Origin of the sequence: Actinomyces sp. Z16 (assembly GCF_003111765.1) — a bacterium.
In the GTDB taxonomy this organism is placed as follows: domain Bacteria; phylum Actinomycetota; class Actinomycetes; order Actinomycetales; family Actinomycetaceae; genus Actinomyces; species Actinomyces glycerinitolerans.
Map to the genome: position 1 here is coordinate 3,676,861 of NZ_CP027862.1, position 22,727 is coordinate 3,699,587.

The 22,727-nt window shown below is 68.1% G+C and carries 21 protein-coding genes; 13 read left to right on the plus strand and 8 right to left on the minus strand.

Going from position 1 to position 22,727, the window contains the following annotated elements; translation table 11 throughout:
• Position 1 precedes the first annotated feature (1 nt).
• Genes cas3g through cas7g form a run of 3 tightly spaced genes read right to left on the minus strand, consistent with a single transcriptional unit; the run spans position 2 to position 5,491 of the window.
• Positions 2–2,725, minus strand: a complete 2,724-nt coding sequence (cas3g, locus tag C3B71_RS15310) for a type I-G CRISPR-associated helicase/endonuclease Cas3g (RefSeq protein WP_108969240.1) — start codon at positions 2,723–2,725, stop codon at positions 2–4.
• Entirely contained in the window at positions 2,712–4,301 is a 1,590-nt protein-coding gene (csb2, locus tag C3B71_RS15315) for a type I-G CRISPR-associated protein Csb2 (RefSeq protein ID WP_108969243.1), read from the minus strand. The genes cas3g and csb2 overlap by 14 nt, the downstream gene beginning before the upstream one ends.
• On the minus strand, positions 4,298–5,491 hold the full coding sequence (gene cas7g / locus C3B71_RS15320) for a type I-G CRISPR-associated RAMP protein Csb1/Cas7g (RefSeq protein WP_073333308.1): 1,194 nt from the start codon (positions 5,489–5,491) through the stop codon (positions 4,298–4,300). The genes csb2 and cas7g overlap by 4 nt, the downstream gene beginning before the upstream one ends.
• 113 nt (positions 5,492–5,604) lie before the next feature.
• Between cas7g and C3B71_RS15325 the strand changes: the two genes are divergently transcribed.
• Together C3B71_RS15325 and C3B71_RS15330 are read left to right on the plus strand one after the other, a co-directional pair.
• Positions 5,605–5,787 carry a type II toxin-antitoxin system YoeB family toxin gene (locus tag C3B71_RS15325; protein ID WP_108969245.1) on the plus strand — a complete coding sequence of 61 codons (183 nt, stop codon included), beginning with the start codon at positions 5,605–5,607 and terminating at the stop codon, positions 5,785–5,787.
• Positions 5,788–5,815: 28 nt separating this feature from the next.
• A complete protein-coding gene (locus C3B71_RS15330) occupies positions 5,816–6,085 on the plus strand; it encodes a helix-turn-helix transcriptional regulator (RefSeq protein ID WP_234415961.1) in 270 nt (89 codons plus the stop codon).
• 234 nt (positions 6,086–6,319) lie between these two features.
• Here C3B71_RS15330 and C3B71_RS15335 read toward each other — a convergent pair whose 3' ends face one another.
• Complete coding sequence (locus C3B71_RS15335) at positions 6,320–7,723, minus strand: uracil-xanthine permease family protein (protein ID WP_108969248.1); 1,404 nt, start codon at positions 7,721–7,723, stop codon at positions 6,320–6,322.
• Positions 7,724–8,038: 315 nt separating this feature from the next.
• Here C3B71_RS15335 and C3B71_RS15340 point away from each other — a divergent pair, with 315 nt between their 5' ends.
• From C3B71_RS15340 to C3B71_RS15350, 3 genes are all read left to right on the plus strand, one after another.
• Positions 8,039–8,782 (plus strand): DUF4956 domain-containing protein, encoded by a 744-nt coding sequence (locus C3B71_RS15340; protein ID WP_108969250.1) that lies wholly within the window; start codon positions 8,039–8,041, stop codon positions 8,780–8,782.
• A 61-nt stretch (positions 8,783–8,843) separates the two neighbouring features.
• Complete coding sequence (locus tag C3B71_RS15345) at positions 8,844–9,674, plus strand: polyphosphate polymerase domain-containing protein (RefSeq protein WP_108969252.1); 831 nt, start codon at positions 8,844–8,846, stop codon at positions 9,672–9,674.
• 67 nt (positions 9,675–9,741) lie between these two features.
• Positions 9,742–11,595: a carbohydrate-binding domain-containing protein gene (locus C3B71_RS15350; protein WP_108969254.1), complete on the plus strand. Its 1,854-nt coding sequence runs from the start codon at positions 9,742–9,744 to the stop codon at positions 11,593–11,595.
• A gap of 173 nt (positions 11,596–11,768) precedes the next feature.
• On the opposite strand, the gene C3B71_RS15355 is transcribed toward C3B71_RS15350, so the two are convergent.
• Together C3B71_RS15355 and C3B71_RS15365 are read right to left on the minus strand one after the other, a co-directional pair.
• On the minus strand, positions 11,769–12,731 hold the full coding sequence (locus tag C3B71_RS15355) for an alpha/beta hydrolase (protein ID WP_159097719.1): 963 nt from the start codon (positions 12,729–12,731) through the stop codon (positions 11,769–11,771).
• Positions 12,732–13,055: 324 nt separating this feature from the next.
• Positions 13,056–13,649, minus strand: a complete 594-nt coding sequence (locus C3B71_RS15365) for a helix-turn-helix domain-containing protein (protein ID WP_108969262.1) — start codon at positions 13,647–13,649, stop codon at positions 13,056–13,058.
• Between the two features lie 105 nt (positions 13,650–13,754).
• Between C3B71_RS15365 and C3B71_RS15370 the strand changes: the two genes are divergently transcribed.
• The 6 genes from C3B71_RS15370 to C3B71_RS15395 all read left to right on the plus strand — a co-directional run bounded on the left by C3B71_RS15370 (position 13,755) and on the right by C3B71_RS15395 (position 17,999).
• The gene (locus tag C3B71_RS15370; protein WP_092607461.1) at positions 13,755–14,015 is read left to right on the plus strand and encodes a type II toxin-antitoxin system Phd/YefM family antitoxin; all 261 of its coding nucleotides are present in this window, start codon (positions 13,755–13,757) and stop codon (positions 14,013–14,015) included.
• A complete protein-coding gene (locus C3B71_RS15375) occupies positions 14,012–14,275 on the plus strand; it encodes a type II toxin-antitoxin system RelE family toxin (protein ID WP_108969265.1) in 264 nt (87 codons plus the stop codon). The genes C3B71_RS15370 and C3B71_RS15375 overlap by 4 nt, the downstream gene beginning before the upstream one ends.
• A 133-nt stretch (positions 14,276–14,408) precedes the next feature.
• Positions 14,409–15,599 (plus strand): AAA family ATPase, encoded by a 1,191-nt coding sequence (locus tag C3B71_RS15380; RefSeq protein ID WP_234415962.1) that lies wholly within the window; start codon positions 14,409–14,411, stop codon positions 15,597–15,599.
• Positions 15,596–16,258 (plus strand): DUF4276 family protein, encoded by a 663-nt coding sequence (locus C3B71_RS15385; RefSeq protein ID WP_234415963.1) that lies wholly within the window; start codon positions 15,596–15,598, stop codon positions 16,256–16,258. Before C3B71_RS15380 ends, C3B71_RS15385 begins: the two co-directional genes overlap by 4 nt.
• Positions 16,259–16,482: 224 nt before the next feature.
• The gene (locus tag C3B71_RS15390) at positions 16,483–17,388 is read left to right on the plus strand and encodes an alpha/beta fold hydrolase (RefSeq protein ID WP_073333321.1); all 906 of its coding nucleotides are present in this window, start codon (positions 16,483–16,485) and stop codon (positions 17,386–17,388) included.
• A gap of 143 nt (positions 17,389–17,531) precedes the next feature.
• Positions 17,532–17,999, plus strand: coding sequence for a HipA domain-containing protein (locus C3B71_RS15395; protein WP_146752422.1), 468 nt, complete (start codon positions 17,532–17,534; stop codon positions 17,997–17,999).
• Positions 18,000–18,037: 38 nt separating this feature from the next.
• On the opposite strand, the gene C3B71_RS15400 is transcribed toward C3B71_RS15395, so the two are convergent.
• On the minus strand, positions 18,038–20,104 hold the full coding sequence (locus C3B71_RS15400) for an alpha-amylase family protein (protein ID WP_108969270.1): 2,067 nt from the start codon (positions 20,102–20,104) through the stop codon (positions 18,038–18,040).
• A 281-nt stretch (positions 20,105–20,385) separates the two neighbouring features.
• Complete coding sequence (locus C3B71_RS15405; protein ID WP_108969273.1) at positions 20,386–20,832, minus strand: winged helix-turn-helix transcriptional regulator; 447 nt, start codon at positions 20,830–20,832, stop codon at positions 20,386–20,388.
• Between the two features lie 161 nt (positions 20,833–20,993).
• On the opposite strand from C3B71_RS15405, the gene C3B71_RS15410 reads away from it, so the two are divergent.
• Entirely contained in the window at positions 20,994–21,608 is a 615-nt protein-coding gene (locus tag C3B71_RS15410) for an NAD(P)-dependent oxidoreductase (protein WP_108969275.1), read from the plus strand.
• 134 nt (positions 21,609–21,742) lie between these two features.
• Positions 21,743–22,582, plus strand: coding sequence for a bifunctional hydroxymethylpyrimidine kinase/phosphomethylpyrimidine kinase (gene thiD, locus C3B71_RS15415; RefSeq protein ID WP_108969278.1), 840 nt, complete (start codon positions 21,743–21,745; stop codon positions 22,580–22,582).
• Positions 22,583–22,727 lie beyond the last annotated feature (145 nt).

Consider the following 22,727-nt stretch of genomic DNA (forward strand, 5'->3'; position numbering starts at 1 on the left):
TTCACTTCCCTTCCGCTGAGACGGAGCAATCCGCAGCTCGTAGCATCGCCTCGAGGTAGGCGATCGCCCATTCGCCCCAGGCGCCGCCGGTGCGGGCAATGAGTGATTCCCACTCGCCTTCGCCCACGAGCTCTTCGAGAGCATCCAGATGTTCAGGTCCCGCGGTCTCGGGATCGTGATTGAACAGGGGTCTGCCTCTACCATGGCTGGTGCCGATGAGCCGCGCCACCAGTTCGCGCCGCTCGCCATCCGTGCAGGCTTCGTCCTGTGCCCAGTAGGCGGCTGCCGAAGCCAGCTCGTGCCGCCATCCCGGTGGCAGCCCCGCATCGGCCCATGCCCGCAGGATCGTCCGTCTGGAGCCGCCTCGGCTCTTGGCAACACGATCGGGGAATCCGGCCCGGCGCTTCAAGAAACGCTGGAATCGTTCATCCGTCTTGCCGACGTCGTGCCATCGACCGGCCTCGGCCAGCGCCTCCACCAGTTCGGCGTCCAAGTCGACGCCGGTGGCCAGCTGCCGTGCGCGTGCGGCGACATCGGCGTTGTGCTGCTCGAGCAGCACCCACCCCGGGTTGCGAGAAAACGCCGACCGCATGCCTGACTCATCGTCCACGATGGCACTGCTTCGGAACACCGCCCAGTCCGGCGCTGCTCCACTTCCGGGTTCCCAGCCCGGCGGCCACTCGACGTTTTGCTCCTGGTCGGCTTCCTCAAGCACCTGTTGACCAGGTACCGCAAACTCAAGGAGTTCTTCTGGGTCGGTGACGATCCGGAAGATGCCCTCGAGGTCGGACGCCGGTACGGCTTGGCACGTTTCGTCGCCGTCCGCGGTAATCACCCCGCTGGTGAAGAATCGCGCCTCCTCGTCAATGACGAGCAAGTCACCCGGATGCAGGTCGGGGGCCGCCGGCCGCTCTCCCTCCATTGCCGCGGCAAGCTGCACCTGCCAGTCAGGGACGGCATTGTCATCTCTCCACAGCACAGAGTGACGCAGAAGCTCAGCCGTGTGTTCACTATTCGCCGCTGACTGGTTCTGCAAGAGCTGCTCCACGGCATTACGCACAGTACCGATCGACGCCGGGAACACCTCACACGCTTGCGGCGGCACTGCCCGTACCAGTGCTTCGCAGGAGTCGGCGTCGGGCAGCTCGGACAGTTTCCGCACAACTACCCCAACCTCCTCCGTCTCGGGTTCCAGCTCGTCACGCAGCCAGAGATCCAGCTCGGGTTCGACCACCAAATCCATGGACGTTTTAGACCACAGAGCCACGTCCCATGGCTCGGGACGCTGCCACAGGAGTCGTCGTGGCATCTCCGGCTCGGGCGGATTCTCACTGACAGCGAGCGGCGAAAGGCTCCCCTGCGCCTCGCGCGCCAGAATCCACTGTCTGCCCCGAGCCAGATCGGCGCTGCGATAGGGCAGCACGTCTTTGTCCAAGTCGGTTTCCGGATACGGCCCCACGACGACGAACCGGCCCTGCTCGCGGCGACCCAGCCGGTTGACACGACCGGCCCTCTGCGCCAAAGCACTCCCAGAGGCCAGTTCGGTGACCATGGAGACCAGGTCCAGGTCCACTCCCACTTCTACGGTCTGGGTCGCCACCAGTACGTCGATCCGCTTGGAACCACGTGGGCTGAACAAACCGGGTTCCGTTACCTGGAGCCGGCGCAGGTCCCAGGGACGCATGCGCCCCACCCTGAGCGCACAGCTGAGGCCTTGGGAGTCCAGCGCCTTACAGACCCGCACGGCGCTGTCTACACGGTTGAGAACGCAACCCACGGTTCGAGGGGCATGATCCCCGTCTGAGTGATCTGGGACCAGAGACTTCGCCTCCTGCACCGCTTTGACGACCTGGTCGACGACGTCGTCACGGTATGCGGTAGTCATCCTCCCGTTCTCGGGCCATGTGGCCGTGGGAATGTACTCGGCCACCTTGGCGGCCTGGACCCGGCGAGCCAAGGGCTCGTCATGATCCAGCGACTCCCGAGTGACTCCGATGGTCTGGCCGGTTCGCCGAGACGGCGTCGCCGTCATTTCCACCGCTTGTAGTACGGGTAGTCCGAGTTTCTCGGCGGTGTGCCCGCACAACTCTGATACGCGCCTGGCGGTGACCATGATCTGGCGATTCAGATGCGCCTCGTCAACGACTACCGCCGCATCCACGGCGAGCATCCCCGCCAACCTTGGACGCGCGTGTCTCGGTGCGCCGTATGACCGGAACAGAAGGGAGGACGCCCACATGGCCGGCGTCATGCACAACACTGCACAAGCCTCCGGGGCATTGAGCCAGGTACGATCCGTTGCAGCGGCGCCGCGCATAGTGGTCACCACCAGTGGTGAACGGTCTTCAGCGGCGTCTGGGCGCATACTCGCCAGAGCATCACGGACGCGCGTCAATACATTCGCGTTTCCAAGACCGGGTTGATCAAGCAAGGCCTTAACGCGCTCGGCCTTCTCCGCATGCGCATCGGTCAAGGCCCTGCGATTGACAACAACGGCGAGTCGCCGCGGAACACGCGCACCTCGACCTATGGCCGCCAGGGCGTTGGCGAACACGTGTACTTCAATGACGCTGGACTTGCCGGCACCGGTTGGGGCGGCAATCTGCTCGGGCCAGGTCCCATGGGACACCAAGTACTCGAGCAGTTCCTTCTGCCAGATAAACGGACGAACCCCTGAACCGTGAACCGACTCGAAGAAGTCGTCGAAATCCTCAATCTCCAGCATGGCTCCCTCTCCTGACGGCCGCCTGTGCCAACTCGAGGGGAAGGTCCACGGGCACGAGCAGCCCACCGCCGAGGTGGCGACTCTGCCCGATGGCGGCCAACGTCCTATCGGCCAGCAGATCTCCGACGTCGATCACCGCACGGTATGGCTGAGCCATCATGCCCTGCGGCATCTTGTGGGCATAGGCAGCAGGCCTGTCGGTGATCCGCTGATATCCAAGGACCCCGGCATGGTGATCGCGCACCTGCGAGACCAGGGACCGGTATCCCCGTTCACCCTTCGGCACACTCTTCAACGCCTCCCGCCGAACGAAACCGAGTGACAGCAGGATCGCGTCCTCGAACCGCCAATCACGGCGTTGCCTAACAACCTCGGGGACCGCCACCGGCGCAGGCGACCACATACGCGAGGTCCCCGGCCCGGGTGCCTTCCAGAAGTCTCCTGCGGAGACCACCTCATCCAGCGGGCGCAGCTTTGCCACTCCCCAGCGGGACTTGAGCCGCGTCATGCCGGTCAAGGCCGCAAGCACGACTGCGGTCTCATCGGCCTTGATTCCCCTGGGAAGCAAGACCAGGAAGACGCCGGGCGCCGACGTTGTGCTGCCCTCCAACGTGGACAGGGCCAGCACCGAGGCCGGCGCGTACTGGATCGCCAGGCGGTTGGCCGGTGGCGCGCCGTCAAGGTAGCGGCCGGTCACGACGGCGGGGGCGCCGTCACCGATCCGGGAGATCAGCGCACGGTGGAACGCGACGCACCAGTCCAGACGACGCGACGGTTCGATCTCCCCTCCAGAACCGTCGTCGGCCAGCAGGACAACCACTTCATTCCAAGGCGGCCCACTCACAGTTGCCCGTTCGGGCTCCGCCTCCACGTACTGAAGCATGCACAGGCATTCGGTCGAGACAGGCTGCAGCCGGACCTCGTCTGCACTTGGTTTGAAGCGGTCCGCGCTCTTGGTGGGGGGCTTCTGAGGCCGGGCCTCGGCGTACAGTCGCGCCAGAGCATCCGCTCTTCCCGGGGCTGCCCCGACGAATTGCCTTCCACCACGGGTGAAGGGCGTGGCGTCCGGGTTCAGGCGCCAGTTGGGCGCTTTGGCGTCTACAGCTTCCCCCACTTCCATGACTACCGGGCTGTCGGTCTCCCCCAGGCAGGGCACATCCGCACACAACCGATCCAAGACAGTGCGGACTTCCGCAGGCATGTCATCCCAGATCCATTGCATCGGGCCACGGACGGCGACGCCGTCGGAGACTCTCTTGGAGGACCGCTTCGGCGCATTCTTTTCAATGACACCGGTATCCCGGTAGGCAACACGACCGCGTGCCTCCGAGTCGACCTCCATCGCCTCGGGCAACTTCAGTCCCGTTGGCGGATGCTCCTCGAGCCAGTTCAGGCAATGAATGACGTCGGGGATCAGCGCACCGTCGGAGCCCATTTCGGGACCCGTGTAGGCAGCGCTAACCAGTGCCGTGAACAGGCGTGCCGGCGAGGGATAGAAGTCCACTCCGCCGTCGGGGGCGTGACCGTGGTAGACGCCCAGGGGGAACCGGGCGGTAATGGCGATCGGCGTCATCATTCGTCCCGTGAATCATCGCTGGCGGCCGCCAGGATCGCGGGGTTGCCGTCCACCGCCAGCACCGAACCGTCCCACTTCAGTCCGGCTGTCTGCTCCGCGTGGGCGATCGCCTCAGCCAGCAGCTCCTGTGCTTGCTCGATGGTGAGCGGGTCGAAGGTCTCCTCCTGACCGTAGCGCTTGTCGAGCTTGACCACCGGCGCGCCCGCCTCTCTGAGGTCGCAGTTCGCCCGTAGAAGCAGCTCCGCATCGGCACGCGCCAACCCGTCCAGAGCCAAGGCGGCCAGGACCGCCCTGCAAGCAACATCCCCTGCGGGGGAATCGCTGTCGAAGCGCAGGGCCCGCAGGGCGGCGAAGCTCAAAACGTGGGAGCGGATGATCGCCTGGCAGGCGACCCCTCCCAGCTGTTCCAGGCTCGGGGGAATCCCGCCGATACCCAGACGCGCCAGCCCCTCGGTCTCATCCTTGCCCACCGACTTCTCATAGGTCTTCTTCGACAACTCGTCCTTCTGCGCATCGGCAATCGCCTTCCGCCCGGCCTTGTCGAGCTCGATCTTGGCGCCCAACGGGTCGATGCGGGCGCCTCCGCGCTTGGACTGATGGGACTTCGGGTTGCCGTCTTGGTCAGCGAGGATACCGATGATCTCTCCCACGAGAATGCTCCGGTAACGCCCCTGGTGGCTCTTCCTGCTTGCGTCCCATCCGCCAAGCAGGAGCGTCATGGGGCTGCGCTCCAGGAGTGGGCGCGCATGCGTGATGGTTGCGTCGCGCAGAGCGCGGTACTCGTCAGCATCCGTTGCAGGACGGCCATTGATCGTCCCGGCGCGAATCTGCCCATCGAAGGCGCGATGAGGTAGCTCGAGATCGCTGAAGACCTGTCCGTCGGAGAATCGCAGCTCAATCCGGGGAAGACGCGACAGGACCGCGTCACCGTCCGCGATGGCCGTTGCTACTGCATCCTCGAGCCGGTTGTTCTGGGACTGCTTGGAGTCAATGACTACCGCGTCGACCGCCTTGCCTCCCCAGAATCGCCTCTCGTACGCGAACACGCTGTTGCTGCGCTCGGAGAACTTGGCCGGCGCCACCGACGCGTGTGGCCCGGCCGCGGGTTCCAGCGGCGTGACGGAGGTCAGGACACTGGCGCCTCCCCGGCTGCAGGCGTCCAGCAGGTGTTGCAGAGTGATCGTTGGCATGAGTTGTCTCCTTCACAGCTCTCGTAGTCGTACGGTCAGGACGTGCCACCAAGTCTGCCGCGAGCCTCCGACGCGAATTCGCGGACGTTAACTGCGCGCATCCGCGAGCGACCATGGCACACCACCCCGACTCCTTCGATGACCTGTTGGCCGGTACCGGCCGCTGGGAGCGTCTGAGGGCTGACCGTTCTGGGCAATGGTCTGCACGTCTGGACAAGAACTGGCGTCTCATCGTCATTGATGAGGGTGGCAGCCCAGTCGTTGCGCGCGTCATCGACATCGTCGACTACCACTAGCCTGCTTCCGCACCGGAAAGGAGGCAAGATGAGTCGCTTGCCGAACTACATCGTCCCTACCGGGGATTTCATCCAGGAATGGATGGATGACGAGGGGATCAACACGGTCGAGCTCGCCCGTAGGCTCGAGGTCGCACCTGAGTGTGTCAATGAGCTCCTGCGCGGCGAAGCTCCACTGTCGCCAAGTATGGCCCGTCGGCTTGAGAGCGTAACCGGCGTCCCGTCCCGAATCTGGAACCTGCATGAGGCCGGTTACCGCCAGGCCCTGGCACGACTGAACAGCACTCCGGCGGCCTGAGCCGACGCTCGCAGCGATCCTTTCCCAAGCTAGGGGACGTGCTGATGCATTGCACGACCTTGGGGTGTGTTCCACGACCCCGGGGTGGTCGTGGAACACACCCCAAGGTCGTAAAACGTGCCCCAAGGTCGTGGAACGTCCAGCCGGAGGGACAGGTGCGAACTCGCATCGTGCACCACCCACTCCAAGAAGCCGGCACACGGAGCCCGACGCCTCTGCCCGCCCGCGCCCCTTTCAGCCCCGCCGACGGGCCCGTTTGGCGTAGGCCGGGCCCTCGAGTTCGGTGCCCGCGGGCGCCGACGCCGGTGAGGCCTCCTCCAGGTTCGTGCCCCGGGCTCGGGAGATGGCGCGCATGGCGTGGTAGACGACGATCGCGGCCAGCGAGCCCAGCGCGATGCCCGCGAAGGTCATGTCGCCCCAGCTGAAGGTGTAGTCGGCGATGGCCACTACCATGGCGACCGCCGCGGTGTTGAGGTTGACCGGGTCGGAGAAGTCCACGCGGTTCTGCACCCAGATGCGCACCCCGAGCATGCCGATCATGCCGTACAGGACCGTCGCCGCCCCGCCCAGGACGCCGGCGGGAATGGTGGCGATGATGACGCCGAACTTCGGCAGCAGGGACAGGCCCAGAGCCGTCACGGCCGCCACGATGTAGGCGGCCGTGGAGTAGACGCGGGTGGCGGCCATGACGCCGATGTTCTCCGCGTAGGTGGTCGTGCCCGAGCCGCCGCCCACGCCCGCGAACATGGTCGACAGCCCGTCCGCGAACAGCGCGCGGCCGGTGACGTCGTCGAGGTTCTCCCCGGTCATGGCGGCCACGGACTTCACGTGCCCGATGTTCTCCGCGACCAGCACCAGCACCACCGGGATGAACAGGCCCAGGAGGCTGACGTCGAAGGCGGGCGCCCGGAACTCGGGCACGCCGAGCCAGCCGGTCTGGGCGATCTGGGAGAAGTCGACCTCTCCCCTCACACAGGCGGTGGCATAGCCGATCAGCACGCCGATGAGGATCGACAGCCGCCCGATGATGCCCTTGAACAGCACCGTGATCACCAGGATCGACACGATCGTCACCAGGGCGGTCACCGGGGCGGTCTTGACGTTGTTCCAGGCGCTCGGAGCGAGGTTGAAGCCGATGAGAGAGACGATGGCGCCGGTGACGATCGGCGGCATGAGCCGGTCTATCCAGCCGGTTCCGGCCACGTGGACGATCACGCCGATGACCGCCAGCAACGCGCCGACGGAGATGATCCCGCCCTGCGCGAGGGACGCCTTGGCCTCGTCCAGCGGCGCGCCCGCGTCCGCCGCATACCCGGTCACGGCGCCGATCGGCGCGATCAGGGCGAAGGAGGAGCCGAGGTAGCTGGGCAGACGGCCCGCGGTGATGAGGATGAACAGCAGCGTGCCCAGCCCGGTGAAGAACAGGGTGGTGGACGGGTTGAAGCCCGTCAGCAGCGGCACCAGGAAGGTGGCGCCGAACATGGCGACGACGTGCTGCACGCCGATGCCGACGGTGCGGGGCCAGCTCAGCCGCTCGGCGGGGGTGACGACCTCGCCGGGGGCGATAGAGCGGCCGTCGCCGTGGAGGGTCCAGCCGTGGAAGCGGCGTTTCTGCTTGGGTGGCTGCTTGGAGGGCACGTCGGCTCCTGTCGCGTGGGGGAAGGGGACCGGCACGCGGAGAAGCGACCCCGCACGCCGGAGCGGCAGGGCCCGGCAGAGTCCTGCCGGGGCCACAGTCTAGAAGCCGCCGTCGACGCCCATATGAACTGTCCACGGCCGCCATCGACGTCGTCGGCACCCGCCGACGGCGACTCCGGCCCGCTCCTCCCGGCGCGCATCCGGTCACATACCTCCACGACACGACTTTCACAGGGCGCGCATAGCCTCGCCTCTTAGCGTGGAACGCGGTCCGGGACGGCCCACGCCGTCCTCCCCCACAACCGGAAGCAGCCAATGTCTCCCAGCACTCTCGCCTACATCGCCGTCGACCTGGTCGCCCTGGTCGTCCTCGTCGGCGCCCTGTACACCCGCCGCCACGCCCGCAAGGACCTGGTGGCCGCGTACGCCGGCGTCAACGTCGGCGTCCTGGCGGTCACGCTCCTGCTGTCGACGGCGTCGGTCGGCGCCGGCCTGGGACTGGGCCTGTTCGGCGTGCTGTCGATCATCCGCCTGCGCTCCACCGAGCTGGCCCAGCACGAGGTCGCCTACTTCTTCGCCGCCCTGGCCCTGGGCCTGCTCGGCGGCATCACCGCCGCACCGCTGGCGCTGACGGCCCTGCTGATGGCGCTCGTCGTCGCCTCCCTGTGGATCGGCGACCACCCGGCACTCATGCGCCGGAGCCGCCACCAGATCATCATGCTGGACCGCGCCATCACCGACGAGGACGCGCTCATCACCCACCTGGAGCAGCTGCTGGACGCGCAGGTGCGCTCGGTGGAGGTGCAGCGCCTCGACCTGGTCGACGACACCACGCTCGTCGACGTCCGCTTCCGCCTGCGCCCAACGGGACACTCGCGGGCGACGACGGCGTCGGCTCAGCCCGCCGCGAGCGCGCCCGCCCCGGCGCCGGCGCCCCCATCCGCGCCGTCGTCTCATGCCTCCCGTCCCCAGCACGCCGCCGCGTCCACTCCGACGGACACCGCCGACTACGTCTTCCCGCCCGTGGTGCAGCCCGTGGCCCAGCCCGCCGGCCGCTGAACCCGGACCAGAGGACGGACAAGCCGCGTCACGCACCGCGCAGCCACAGGAGTCACCCCTCATGAATCAGCACCTGCACACCGGCCAACTGGCAACAACCACACTGGACGAGCTCAACGCCGCCGCCGGCCTGCTCACCCGCGTGGACCGCAAGTACCTGCTGCCCCTGACCACGGCCCAGGCGGTCGTCGACGCGCTGGAGGGGCAGGCACGCGCACTGGACATCGACGGCGAGCGCCGCTTCGCCTACGCCTCCGCCTACTTCGACACCCCCGGCCTGGACGCCTACCTGCTGGCCGCCCGCAAGCGCCGTCGTCGCTTCAAGGTGCGCACCCGCTCCTACCTGGACTCCGGAACCTGCTTCCTGGAGGTCAAGACCCGCGGCGCGCGCGGCGCGACGGTCAAGCAGCGCATGCCCTGCGCGCTCGACGACGCCGACCGGCTCACCGCCGAGGGGCGCGCCTTCGTGGCGGGCTGCCTGGAGCGGGCGCAGGTCTGCTCGCCGGGACACGCCGCGGCGCTCGCCGACTCGCTGGTGCCGGTGCTGGCGACCTCCTACGAACGCACCACCCTGCACCTGCCGCAGGCCCGCGCCCGGGTCACGGTGGACACGGGTCTGACGTGGACCGATCTGAGCGCCGACGGCGCGCCCGTGCGGGAGGCGTCGGCCGACGGGTTGGTGATCGTCGAGACCAAGAACCCGGCCACGCCGTCGCCCGCCGACCGGCTGCTGTGGGCGCAGGGGCACCGCCCAGCCAAGATCTCCAAGTTCGCCACCGGCATGGCGCTGCTCCACCCGGAGCTGCCCGCCAACAAGTGGCACCGAGTGCTGGGGCGCGAGTTGGCCGACACCCAGGACTCTCAATTCGACCGTCTGGCCTTCGCCGCCTGACGGCGCCCGCCGCGCACCGGCGTTCCCGGACCACCAGGCACACCACCACTCACGAGGACTCCACCACATGAAGAACCCGCTCAAACACCTGCACCGCATCACGCGCACCGGCGCCATCCGGGCGCTGGCCGCCCTCGCCGCCGTGGCGCTGGTAGCCGGCTGCTCCACCGGCACCGCTACCTCCAGCGCCTCCACCGGCCTCGCCTCCGGAACCGCCTGGACCACGATCACCAGCGAGGTGGCCACGGCGTCCACCGGCGCCGGCGTCGCCGAGATCCTGGCCGCGAACGCCGACACCTCCGAGGCGGTCGCCGCCGTCACCACGGACGACGACGACGGCACCTATGACGCCGCCTCCGCCACCACGATCACCCTGTCCGGCGACTCGGCGAGCGTCGACGGCGACGGGACAGCCGGCGTGAGCGTCGACGGCGGCGACATCACCATCACCGCCTCCGGCACCTATGTGCTGTCCGGCGAGCTCACGGACGGCCAGGTGATCGTGAACGCCGACGACGCCGAGGTGCGCCTGGTGCTCGACGGCGCCGCGATCACCAACGCCGACGGTCCGGCCATTGACATTCAGGATGCGGGCAGCGCCGTCGTCGTGCTGGCCGAGGACTCGGAGAACACGCTCACCGACGGGGAGACCTACGCCGACACCAGCGAGGACGCCCCCACCGCGGCCCTGTTCTCCTCCGACACCGTGGTGATCACCGGCACCGGCTCGCTGACCGTGACCGGCAACCACAACGACGCCATCTCCTCCAAGAACGGCCTGGTCATCCAGGGCGCGCCCGCGCTCACGGTGGACGCCGTCGACGACGGCATCCGCGGCAAGGACTACCTGGTCGTCTCCGGCGGCACCATCACCGTCACCGCCGGCGGGGACGGGCTGAAGTCCACCGAGGACGACGACGAGACCAAGGGCTTCATAGCCCTGGGGGCGGCCGACATCGCCATCACCTCCGGCGACGACGGCGTGTCCGCGACCACCGACGTCACCGTGGATGGCACTACGTTGGCCGTGACCGCGGGCGGCGGGCAGGCGAACGCCGTCCAGGAGGAGGGCTTCGGCGGCATGGGCGGCATGCCCGGCCAGCAGGGCGAGGCCGGCGCGCAGCCCGAGCAGCAGGCACAGCCGCAGGACCAGCAGGCGGGCGCCCCGGCCGAGCAGGCGGGCGACGCCGCCACCGCCGTCGCCACGGATGCCGCCACGGATGATGACGAGGATGAGTCCGGCGTCGACGAGGCCACCAAGCCCAAGGGCATCAACGCCGGCGTCAGCTACACGCAGGAGGACGGCACCGTAACCCTGGACGCCGCGGACGAGGGCCTCCAGGGGGCCTTCATCAACATCGCCGGCGGGGCCCTGACGATCACCTCCGGCGACGACGGCATCAACGCCACCAACGGCGACTATGTGATCGAGGGGCATGAGAACGTCGACTCCGAGGGCGACGACGGTGCGGTGCTGACGATCTCCGGCGGGCAGGTGCAGGTGTCCTTCACCTATTCCGACGGCATCGACTCCAACGGGTCGGCGTACATCACCGGCGGGCAGGTGGTCGTCTCCGGCCAGGCGGGCTCCGTGGACGGGGCGGTGGACGTCAACGGCGAGAGCCAGGTCGTTGGCATCACCGGCTCCCCGAGCGTGTCGGCGGGCGACACCATCACCGTGACCGGCGCGGACGGCAGCTCCTGGGAGATGACCAGCGTCTTCACCTCGCAGTACCTCACCGTGCTGGGCCTGACCGAGGGCGCGGAGTACACCGTGGCCACCACCTCGGGCGGCTCGGCCACCGGCACCGCCGCGGCGCTCAGCTCGGGCATGGGCGGAGGAATGGGTGGCGGCATGGGAGGCCAGGCGCCGTCCGACGACGGTGCCGGTGGCCAGGGCAGGGCGGGCGGCCAAGGCTGACGCACGGCCCCCGTCTACTACGCCACTTCGGTGTTGGGTACGCCGGTTAGGTGTCCGTTGAAGGCCTGTCAGCCATTCAGCAGACCCCTAACCGGCGTTGTAGACGCTGAACCGGCGTAGCAGACGGCTTCGGAGTGTCGGAGAAACCGCGAGCTACGGCAGCGGGCCACGACCTAGGTCAGGTGCTCCTTGAGGAAGGCGTCGACGACGTCGAGCACGCCGTCCTGCCAGAAGGGGGCACCGCCGTGGTCGGCGCCGGCCAGCCGGTAGAAGGTGACGTCCTGGCCCTTGGCCTGCAGGTCCTGCACCAGCCAGACGGACTGGGAGAAGTTGACGATGCGGTCCTTGTCCCCATGGATCACTAGCAGCGGCGGCAGAGCGCGCCGCGAGGCGTGGGGCACGTGATCCATGATGACGGTGGGGGAGACGAGTTCGGGATGCTCGTCCACCCGCACCCGGCCGATCAGCCAGCCCTCGGGAGAGTCCGCCTCCAAATGGTCCTGAATGGACAGGTACTCGTTCATCCGCCCGATGTGGGTGGGGCCGTAGTAGTCAACGAAGGCCCTCAGGCCCAGCCCCTCGGTGACGAGCTCGTCGGAGAAGGCGGGATCGTCGTCGGCGCCGCCCGTACCGGTGGCCCAGGTCATCAGGGTGGTGTGCCCGCCGGAGGAGTCGCCCCACATGGCCATGCGATTGACGTCGACGTGGTAATCGGCGGCGTGTGCGCGCAGCCAGCGCACCGCCGTCTTGGCGTCCTTGGCCTGGGCGGGGAAGGGCGCGACCTCACTGCCGCGGTACTCGACGATGGCGATCACGTACCCGCGGGCGGCAAAGGCCACCAGGTTGCCCAGTTCATGGCCGAGCTGCTGAGTGTGGAAGGCCGAGCCCTGCACATACAGGATGGTGGGGTAGACGTCGGTCGCGGTGTCGGGGAAGACGACCCGACGCGGCGGCATGATGATCTGCAGGTGGAGCGTGCGGCCGGACTTCTCGGCGTAGGGCACGTTCAGGTGGACCTCCCCGTAGCGGGGCTTATCTTCTGCCGGAAGCGTGCGCATGCCGGGCGCGGTCAGCTCGGAGGCGGGGAAGTCGGCGGGCTCGACGAGCCGGGGCGGGGTGAATAGCAAGTCGGTCATGGCGTACTCCATGTCTGTAGGACGGCGTCGGCCGCGGCACAAACCATCATGCCTCCCCCGGGGATGCCGCACACCATTCATGAAGAAACCGTGGAGTTGCTCGAACGGCGAGAGTTCCCCCGCTACGCCTTCGATCGCGTCGGCCGGCTTCTCAACGACTTGCGGGTCACTTCGATTGGAAGAACGTCGATCTCTCGAGAGACCGTCGCCTCCGCTGGGAGCTCATCCTCCGAGTAGGTGCCGAGGATCGACTGCGAACCGATGACGACGACTTCGCGCCTACCTGTGATCGAGCAAGCGGCGCGTATGGCGTGAAACAGCTCCTCACGCCGCATAATGCTCTCGCTCCCAACGGATGACGGTCTGTCGCTGAGCGTCGGTGAGGAAGCCGGCCATTGGCGATACCTCGCGCAGGCCGCAGGCGTCCTCGTCGGTCGCGCACATGCGCTCACGCATCGCCGCCGCTTCGCCGGATTCGGCCCACGCCTCCCAACGGCTCAGATTCGACAGATGCGGCTCCCCCTGCGTCGAGCGCCGAATGCGCGCGATCCCCTCTCGCACCCGCGGCAGCCACGACTCCCGGTCCGACCAGTCGACGGATTCCGCAACCAGCCGATGCAGGAGCAAACTGCGCCGTCGTGAACGGCTCGACGCCGCCGCGCTGCCCGGATCAATCCTCGTCACCCGGTCGGAGAGTCCCATCCCATCTTCGGGCAACACGGGTGCGCGGGGAACCACCACGCCGGCGTCGGCCAGTCCGAGAGCCTCGAGATAGCGGGAGCGTGTGCGCAGGGTGATGTCACCGCGCAACTCACGCGTCTCCGTCTGCGACACCGAGGCGACCGACACGCCGAGTCTCCTGGCCAGCTCGCTCTGCGCGAGTCCAAGACCCTGCCGCGCCTCCCGAATCGCGGTCATGCTATTAATCTAGGAGTTAAGCCACCCTACGGCAAGGACCCCGCGGCACATCTCCGCACGACCGCCGGAATGTACATTCCGGCGCTTTTGATGCACACTAGCGTTATGAGCATGCTGAGCGTGACAGACGCCCGAGCCCGTCTGGCGGAGGTCGTTGATGACGCGCGGGTGCGCCACGAACCCGTTTTCTTGACCCGGCACGGCCGTCGCGTAGCGGCGGTGATTGACGCCGAGGATCTAGACCGTCTGATCGAGGCGGCCGAGGACCTGGCCGACATCGAAGCCGCCGAGGCTGCGCGCGCAGAGATTGAAGAGCAGGGAACCCTCCCCTGGGAGCAAGTCAAGGCCGACCTCGGGCTGGCATGAGCTACCGGGTCGAGCTCAGCCCTGCAGCCGCGAAACAGCTGCGCAAACTTGACGCGCCGGCCCGTCGCAGAGTCCGGGCGGCGATCGACCTCCTGGCACAGACTCCACGCCCGCCTGGGGCGAAGAAGCTGGTAGGCGGTGACGGCGAGTGGCGCGTGCGCACCGGCAGCTATCGCATCATCTACGAGATTGCTGATGACGTACTGCTCGTGCTGGTCCTGACTGTCGGCCACCGACGCGAGATCTATCGACGCCGCTGACATCGCCCACTCATCCGGGCACACTGAGACCCGAGCCTCGAGGAAGGTCCCGACGCCGGACCGGCGCCGGAACGGTGGCACGTTCCCACTGCGGCCGCGGCGGCGGGCAGTGGAGTCGCAGTAGAGTCTTGGCATGGTCTCCATGGACGACGCCACCGCACCGCTCGGCGGACTGAGTGTGGAGGGCTACGCGTCGATCAGTAGAGTGAACTTGGAACTCACCAGCGCAGTCACCGTGCTCATCGGCGCCAACGGGGCGGGCAAGTCGAACCTCGTCAGCGCACTCGAGGTCATCTCCCGCGTTTGGGATAACACCTTCCAGGACTACCTGGTGCGCCACGGCGGCCTGCCGGCGCTGCTGCACACGGATGCGGCGGCATCATTCGATGAAGCCACCTTTGAAATACGCGGTCTGCCCGATGCGCAGAACCACTCCACCGGCTACCGCGTACGCCTGCGGGTGGACCGCAACAGCGAGGAGCAGGCCGCACTCGTCACCGAGGACTTCCTGTTCCACGACCGCACCAAGTACCCAGAGCCCTACAACGAGCACGTGTCATGGCGGGTGGCACGCAGTCGGGCCGCCTCCTTCCTCACCGCCGATGACCCTGAGGACGGCAAGCTGCAACGCTTCGCACGCTATGTGGCTCCGCTGGTCTCCGGGTGCCGGGTCTTTCACTTCGACGACGTCTCCCCCGAGGCACCGCCACGTTCCTTCTCCGAGGTTGGCGACGACATCGCCTTGCGCGCCAACGCCGAGAACATCGCCGCCTACCTGCTGCGCATTCGGGACGACCATCCGCAGCACTATCAGCGAATCGTGGCAACCATACGTCTGGCAGCACCGTTCTTCGAGGACTTCGTGCTCCAACCCAACCGAAACGACCAGCTACGCCTGCGCTGGCGTCAGCGGGGCCTGGACCGGGTGTTCCAGCCACGCTCCCTGAGCGACGGCACCCTGCGTTTCATCTGTCTGGCGACTCTGCTGCTCGGCCCGGATCTGCCGGCGACGATCGTGCTCGATGAGCCGGAGTTGGGGCTGCACCCGGCAGCGATAGGCCTACTTGCCGAGATGGTGCACGCGGCCGCCGACGACGGACACCGAATCCTGTTGGCAACGCAGTCGGTGCCGTTGCTGTCACAGTTCTCCCTGGAAGAAGTAGCCGTGCTGAACCGGGTGGGCGGCAACACCACCATCAGCCGTCCGAATCCCGATGAACTCACCGGTTTCCTCGAGGAGTATTCGGTGGGCAGCCTGTGGGAGATGAACCTGCTGCGCGGACGCCCCGCACCCGAGACTCTGTCCGGGGAGGCGGAGCGATGAGTATCCGTTGGGTAGCGCTCCTAGTTGAAGGACAGACCGAAGAGGCCTTCGCTAATACAGTGTTGGCTCCAACCGCCGAGTCTCAGGGAGTGTCCCTGACCCCCATGGTTGTGAAAACCTCGGCCACGCCCACTGGCTCACATAAAGGAGGCGGTGGCTGGCAGGGATACGACCGCATGCTTCGTAATCTGTTACGGCAACCGCATTGGCGCCGCGTGGGGTTGATGATCGACTACTACGGTTACCCACCGGGAGCCCCCGGACAGAATGGCCGCCGGTCTGACGCCAATGACCGCCACCAACTCACCGAGGCGCTCACTTCGCACTACGTCGATCCTGCTGCGGCCGATCGGTTCTGTCCGCTGATCATCAAGCATGAGTTCGAGTCCCTGGTACTCGCAGCCATCGACGGCGGAGCAGGCGATGAGATCATTCCCAGCCAGGCGCTGCGTTCCCTCCGCGCCGCCATAAAGCTTGCGGGCACTCCGGAGGATGTGAACAACGGCGCGAGCACAAGCCCATCCAAGCGGCTCAAACGCGCATTCCCCCGCTACAGCAAAACCGTGGACGGCATAACCCTGATCCAACAGGTTGGTCTGACGGCCATCCTTGAACGCTGCCCGGTCTTCTCCGCCTGGTGGCGGGAACTGCTCGCCTGAGGCACCCCGTCCGCTTCGCCACTTCGGCGTTAACAACGCCAGTTAACCGTCTGCTGAAGGGCTCCGAGGTATACAGCAGACCGTTAAGTAGCGTTGTTAACGTCCAACCGGCGCAGCAGACACCTCACCCCACCCCACCACCGCACCCGTAAACGCCAGAAGCCGGTGAACGGGCGTAGCAGACGAGTTCGGGACCACCAGCGGCGGCGGCATAAGCTCCGGGTATGACCATCGTTGAGGCATCCGCCGTCGCCCCGCTCGCCCGTCACCTGGCCGGGCCGCTGGACGACGATGCCGCGCCGGTGCTCGTCCTATCCCACGGCATCACCGACTCCGCGGCCTGCTGGATCGAGGCCGTGGACCGCTGGTCGGCGTTCGGCTACCGGATCGTCGCCCTGGACGCCCGCGGCCATGGCGACTCCCCGCGCTGGGATCAGCCGGATCTGGCCAACCAGAGGACGACCGGCGAGCGCCTGGCCGCCGACCTGGTGGACGTGCTGGAGGACCTGCGCGCGCACGGCCTGCGCGGTGAGGGTCCACTGCGCGCGCCGCTCGCCGTCGTCGGGCACTCCATGGGCGGGGTGACCAGCCTGGACGTGGCCGCGCACCGCCCCGACCTGGTGGACGCCGCCGTCGCCGAGGACCCGGCCTTCGTCACACCGATCTGGCGCCGGCTGCTGGCCATTAACGCCTACCGCCAGGTGCGGGAGATGCGGCAGATCGCCGCCGACCCGCAGGCGCGCTTCGAGTTGGAGATGCGCAACAACCCCACCTGGTCGCCCCGGGAGACCCGCGCCAGCGTGGAGGCCGCCTGCGGCGTCGACCTGGGGTTTATCGCGCAGGGCTGTGTCTCCCCGCCGACCCCCTGGGAGGAGGTCATCGACTCCCTGGCGGTGCCGACGCTGATCGTCACCGGCACCGAGCGCGTGGTGCTGCGCGGTGACAATCTCACCAACATCACCCGTCGCGCGAATCCAACCATCGAGACCGCAGTCATCGAGGGCGCGCCTCACTGCGTGCGCCGCACCTTCCCCAATCGCTTCCACGCCATCACCGACCCCTGGCTCGCCAGGCGCCTCGAGGCCAACACACGTCGGCAGCTGCACCCCACCAGTCACCAGGCGGCATAAGAGCGGCGCGGACCTTCGGGGCGGGGCCCCGCCTAAAGTGCCCCCACCTTCGGTGTCTTCGACGACGCCTGCCCGGGCCTGTGGGGCAGGGCGGAGCCCGCCCCAAGCTGGCATTGCGGGACGACCGCAGCGGTGGGATCGTCATGGCGAAGTATCCCGCAGTGGCCGACACCTACGACCTGCTCACCTGCGAGGCCGTGGCACTGCAGGTGGCGCGCGCCATGGTGGCCCGTGCTGCCCTGTCGATCTGCCTGCACGACGTCGACGATCACCCCTGGAACATGGGCTTCCTCCGGGACGCGGATGGCTGGCGGGCGGCACCGGTCTTCGACGTCGTCCCCTGCCCGGACGAACGGGACGGAACGCCACTGGAGGGGACGACGTCGGAGCGGAGCCTAGAACAACTATTGGACCTGGACTGGGGACTGCCGCGCAGCGAAGTCCTCGACCTGACCACGCGAGTGGCGCAGGTTGCCCGAGGCGCCTGGGAGCGGGCCCGGAAGGACTTCGGCCTGGACCCGCAGGACGCCCGGATGTGCGAGCGCATCATTGAATCGACCTGCGACTTCGACACGGTGCTCGACGGCCGTGAGGCCCGCTACGCCAGCTGAAACCGGGCGCCCACCAAGGCATGGCTCACCGAACCGCGTCAGTCGGTGGAGCGCACCAGCCACCAGGCGGCGTAGGGCGGCACCGGCACCTGGCCGTCGCCGGCGCCCTCCAGGCTGGTGGAACCCGAGGGCACCGTGTCCGTGAGCACGTCCACCGCCCCGAGCACCCCGTACTCGGCCAGGCGCGCCGCGGGCACGGAGCGCCAGTCCGGAGTCACGTTGTACACGCCCACGAAGCTGCCGCGCGGATGATCGCGGAAGGTGACCAGCACGCCGTCGTCGTCGACGGGGGCGACGACGGTGCGCACGTCCGCGCTCAGCTGCGGCAGGGAGGCCCGCACCTTGCCGATATGCGCCAGGTCGGTGAACACCCGGCCGGGCACCGTGGAGCGGTCGTGGCGCTCGGCGACGGCGGCCTCGCTCAGCCGGGGGCGCCCCGCCCAGCGGGAGTCGGATTCGTGGCCGGGCTCGGTGTCCCAGTTCGGGTCGTTGAACTGCGCCAACTCATCCCCGCTCCACAGCACCGGGATGCCGCCCCAACCGTAGATGATGGCGTAGGCCAGGCGCATGGCGTTGAAGCGCTCCTCCAGCCACGTGCGCAGTTCCTCCTCGCGCCAGGCAGGGGTGCGTTCATCGATGCCGGCCACCGCCTCGGCGGCGGCTTCGATCCCGATCAAGGAGGCCGCGGTCCCGGCCGTGCGCCGGTCGTTGGTGACCGGGTTGTACTGGAAGGTCAGGCCGCGGGCATCGCTCATCGGGTACTGGCCGGTGTACCAGTCCGCCAGGAAGACCCGGTGCAGATAGCCGTTCAGACCCACCGCCTCGGCGTCGGCGTCGTCGATCGCCCAGCCGATGTCATCGTGGCAGCGGATGTAGGTGATCCAGGTGGCGGTGGACGGCTCGATCGGCAGCGAGGAAAGCGTCTGCACGGCCAGACTCACGCTGCGGCTGGCCAACATGGACCAGACCTGAACCATGAGGGAGTTGTGGTAGGCCAGGTCGGAGACCTTGCCGGTGTAACGGCCCTGCCCCAGGTACTGCAGCAGCTCGGTGGGGGCCACGATTGCCTCCGCCTTCAGAGCGATGGCGGGGCAGGCGATGCGGGTCAGCGCCCGCAGCACCTCGGTGATGGAGTGGACCTCGGGCTGCCCCTGGCAGTCGGTGCCCTTGCGCTTGATGGTGAAGGCGATGGCGTCCAGGCGCAGCACCTCCACGCCGCGGTTCGCCAGCTCCATCACGATCTCGACGAACTCCTCCATCACCTGCGGGTTGCGCCAGTTCAGGTCCCACTGGAAGGAGTTGAAGGTGGTCCAGACCCAGCCGTCGAGATCCTCGTCCCAGGTGAAGTTTCCGGGGGCGAAGTCGGGGAAGATCTCCGGCAGGGTGCGTTCGTACTCGTCGGGCTCGGTGCGGTCGGGATAGATGAGGAAGTAGTCGCGGTAGCGCTGCTCGCCGGCGCGGGCCCGACGCGCCCACTCGTGCTCGCGAGCCACGTGGTTGAGCACCAGGTCGATGACCAGGCTCATGCCCTCCTTGCGCAGCTCACCGGTCAAATGCTCCAGGTCGTCCATGTCGCCCAGGTCGGGCCGCACGGAGCGGTAGTCGGCCACGGCGTAGCCGCCGTCGGAGTCGCCGGGGCGGGGGGTGAGCAGCGGCATCAGGTGGAGGTAGCTGACGCCCAGCTCGCGCAGGTAGCCGATGCGCTGCTCCACGCCGCGCAGGTCGCCGGCGAAGCGCTCGGTGTAGCCGGAGTAGCCGATGCGGGAGGGATCCTGCACCCAGGCGGGGTCCAGGGTGCGAGCCAGATCCAGGTGGCGCAGTTCGGGACTGCGAGCGGCGTAGGCGCGGGCCGTCTCCGCCAGCAGGGTTACGGCGGTGCGCCCGGCGGCGGGCTCGCCATACAGGGTCAGCAGACCATCCATGACATCCGGGTACCAGCGCTCAACGCGGGTCGTGAAGATCTCACGCTCGGCGCGAGGCAGGCCCGCGAGCGCGGCGTCGACGGCGTCGCGAACCGGCTGGGGCACCACCGCGGCCGCAGCTCCGGTGGACCAGGTGGACGATGCGGGGGCGCCGGCGGGGTCGGCGGGTGTGGGAGCGCTCATACCTCTATGGTCCCCGATTCGACGCCCGAGCGGGAGCACTTTCGAGCCGCGATGCCGCCGCAGGTACGCGCAGGTGTCACAAAACGCACCACTTTGAACCGCCGCGCCGTTGGAGCGTCTCCGTGAGCCGCGCGATTCCGCGGCAGAGTCGACCGGGCACCGAGAACGCGCCCGGAAAGTGGTGCATTCTTTGACACTCGTAGCCCCATCCGGTGCCCGCAGATATCCCTCAGACTTCCCTCAGACATGATCCGGCACAACACGGGTCGGATAGCGGTCACCTACTCCTCGGGGTGGAGGTGCGCGCGGTCGTAGCTCTCACGATTGACCAACACCTGCGCGGCATTGCCCTCCGCCCATGCACGCAGTGCCGCGATCGGCTCTGCGAGGCTCGCACCGAGGGGGGTAAGCGTGTAGTCCACGCGCGGCGGCACACCCGGGGTCTGCTCGCGCAGTACCAGCCCGTCCCGCTCCATTGAGCGCAGGGTCTGCGCCAGCACCTTGGGGGTCACGCCGCCCACGGCCTCGCGCAATTCACCGAAGCGCCGCGGTCCCTGCGCCAGCACGGCGACGATCAGCGGCGTCCAGCGGTCGACGACGTGGCGCAGCACCGTGCGCGACGGGCAGTCGGGCGACAGCACGTCGTAGGCGGCGAGCGGCCGGCACGCGGTGGTGCCCGTGGTGGTGGGAACGGCCTGCGCAGCCTCGGCCGCGGGCGCAGCACCCATGCCCGCCGCAGCGGGCGCGGCAGCATCAATTGAATGTGACACGAGCGACTCCATAGTTACCTTGAGGTACTTGGTTTCAAATAAATACTGTAACAGCGTTGCCGCCGCACCGCGAGCGCGGACGGCGCACGACCGCAAGACCACAAGCACAAGGAGCCCCCATGAACATCACCGTCATCGGCGGAACCGGCAACACCGGCGCCGCCGTCGTCGCCGAGGCCGCCCGCCGCGGCCACACCGTCACCTCCGCCTCCCGCTCCGGCCGTCACGCCGAGGGCGCCGCCACCGACGTGGCAGTCGAGTTCGCCGACACCGCCGCCGTCGTCGACCTGATCAACGCCGCCGACGCCACCATCGTCGCCGTCTCCCCCGACCGCACCGGTGGCCCCGTACAGCCGACCGTTGACGCCTTCAAGGCACTGATCGCCGCCCGCCCCACCGGTCGGCTCGTGATCGTCGGCGGCGCCGGCTCGCTGCTCGACGCCGACGGCAAGCGGCTGGTCGACTCCCCCGACTTCCCCGCCGACTCCAAGCCCGAGGCCCTGGCCTTCAGCGAAGTACTGGACGCCTTCCGCGCCGCCGGGGACGACCTGGCCTGGACCCTGGTTTCCCCCGCTCCGGCCTACCCCTCGGAGCAGTCCACCGGCGCCTACGTCGTAGGCAAGGACAACCCGGTCGGCACGAACCTCTCCCCCGCCGACTTCGCCATTGCACTGGTCGACGAGGCCGAGCGCGACGCTCACCGCGGTGAGCGCTTCGCGGTCGCCGGCGCCTGATCCCACACCGGCCGACGACGGCGGCCGCACAGTCGCCGTCGTCGGCCGCGCGGTGGGTGCCAGGCGGCCGAGGCGAGTTCCAGCATGCGGCCCGCCGTGTGGACACCTCCCGGGCTCCGGGGCATGCTGACCGCATGGCAAGCACCACGGCAAACAGCACCGTCCCCGCCGCCCCTCCCATCGCCCTGGCCATCGCCGGCTCGGAGGCCTCCGGCGGCGCCGGCGCCCAGACCGACCTGAAGACCTTCCACCAGTTGGGCGTGTTCGGCTGCACGGCCCTGACCTGCATCGTCTCCATGGATCCCAAGCACAACTGGGACCACCGGTTCGTGCCGGTCGACCCGCAGGTGATCACCGACCAGATCGAGGCCTGCGCCACCGTCCACACCCGGATCGACGCCGTCAAGATCGGCATGCTCGGCACCGCCGCCACCATCGACGCGGTGGACGCCGCCCTGGAGCAGTACCAGTTCCCGAACCTGGTGGTGGACCCGGTCCTGATCTGCAAGGGTCAGGAGCCCGGTGCCGCGCTCGACGTCGACAACGCCCTGCGCGCCAAGATCCTCCCCCGCGCCAAGGTCACCACGCCGAACCTGTTCGAGGCCGCCACCCTGGCCGGCGTCGACGAGATCACCAGCGTCGAGCAGCTCAAGGACGCCGCCAAGCGCATCTACGACCTGGGCGTGCCCAACGTCCTGGCCAAGGCCGGGCCCACGCTCGGCACCGGCACCGCCCTGGACGTCTTCTACGACGGCCAGACCCTGGAGGTGCTGGAGGTGCCGGCGGTCGGCACCGAGCGCATGCACGGCGCGGGCTGCACGTTGGCCGCCGCCATCACCGCCGAGCTGGCCAAGGGCGCCGCCCCGCTGGACGCCTGCGTCACCGCCAAGAACGTGGTCTCCGCGTCGGTGAACCCGGGCATGCACGGCAACATCCCCTTCACCTACGTCTACCAGGGCTTCTACCGCGGCTGACGGCACTGGAGGGCGCCGGACCGACCAGAACGCCGCACACGCACCGGAGGCACGCCCTCCTGCAATTCACGACCTTGGGGTACGTTCCACGACCACCCCGGGGTCGTGTTTTGTACCCCAAGGTCGTAAAACGTCAGCCCTCTTC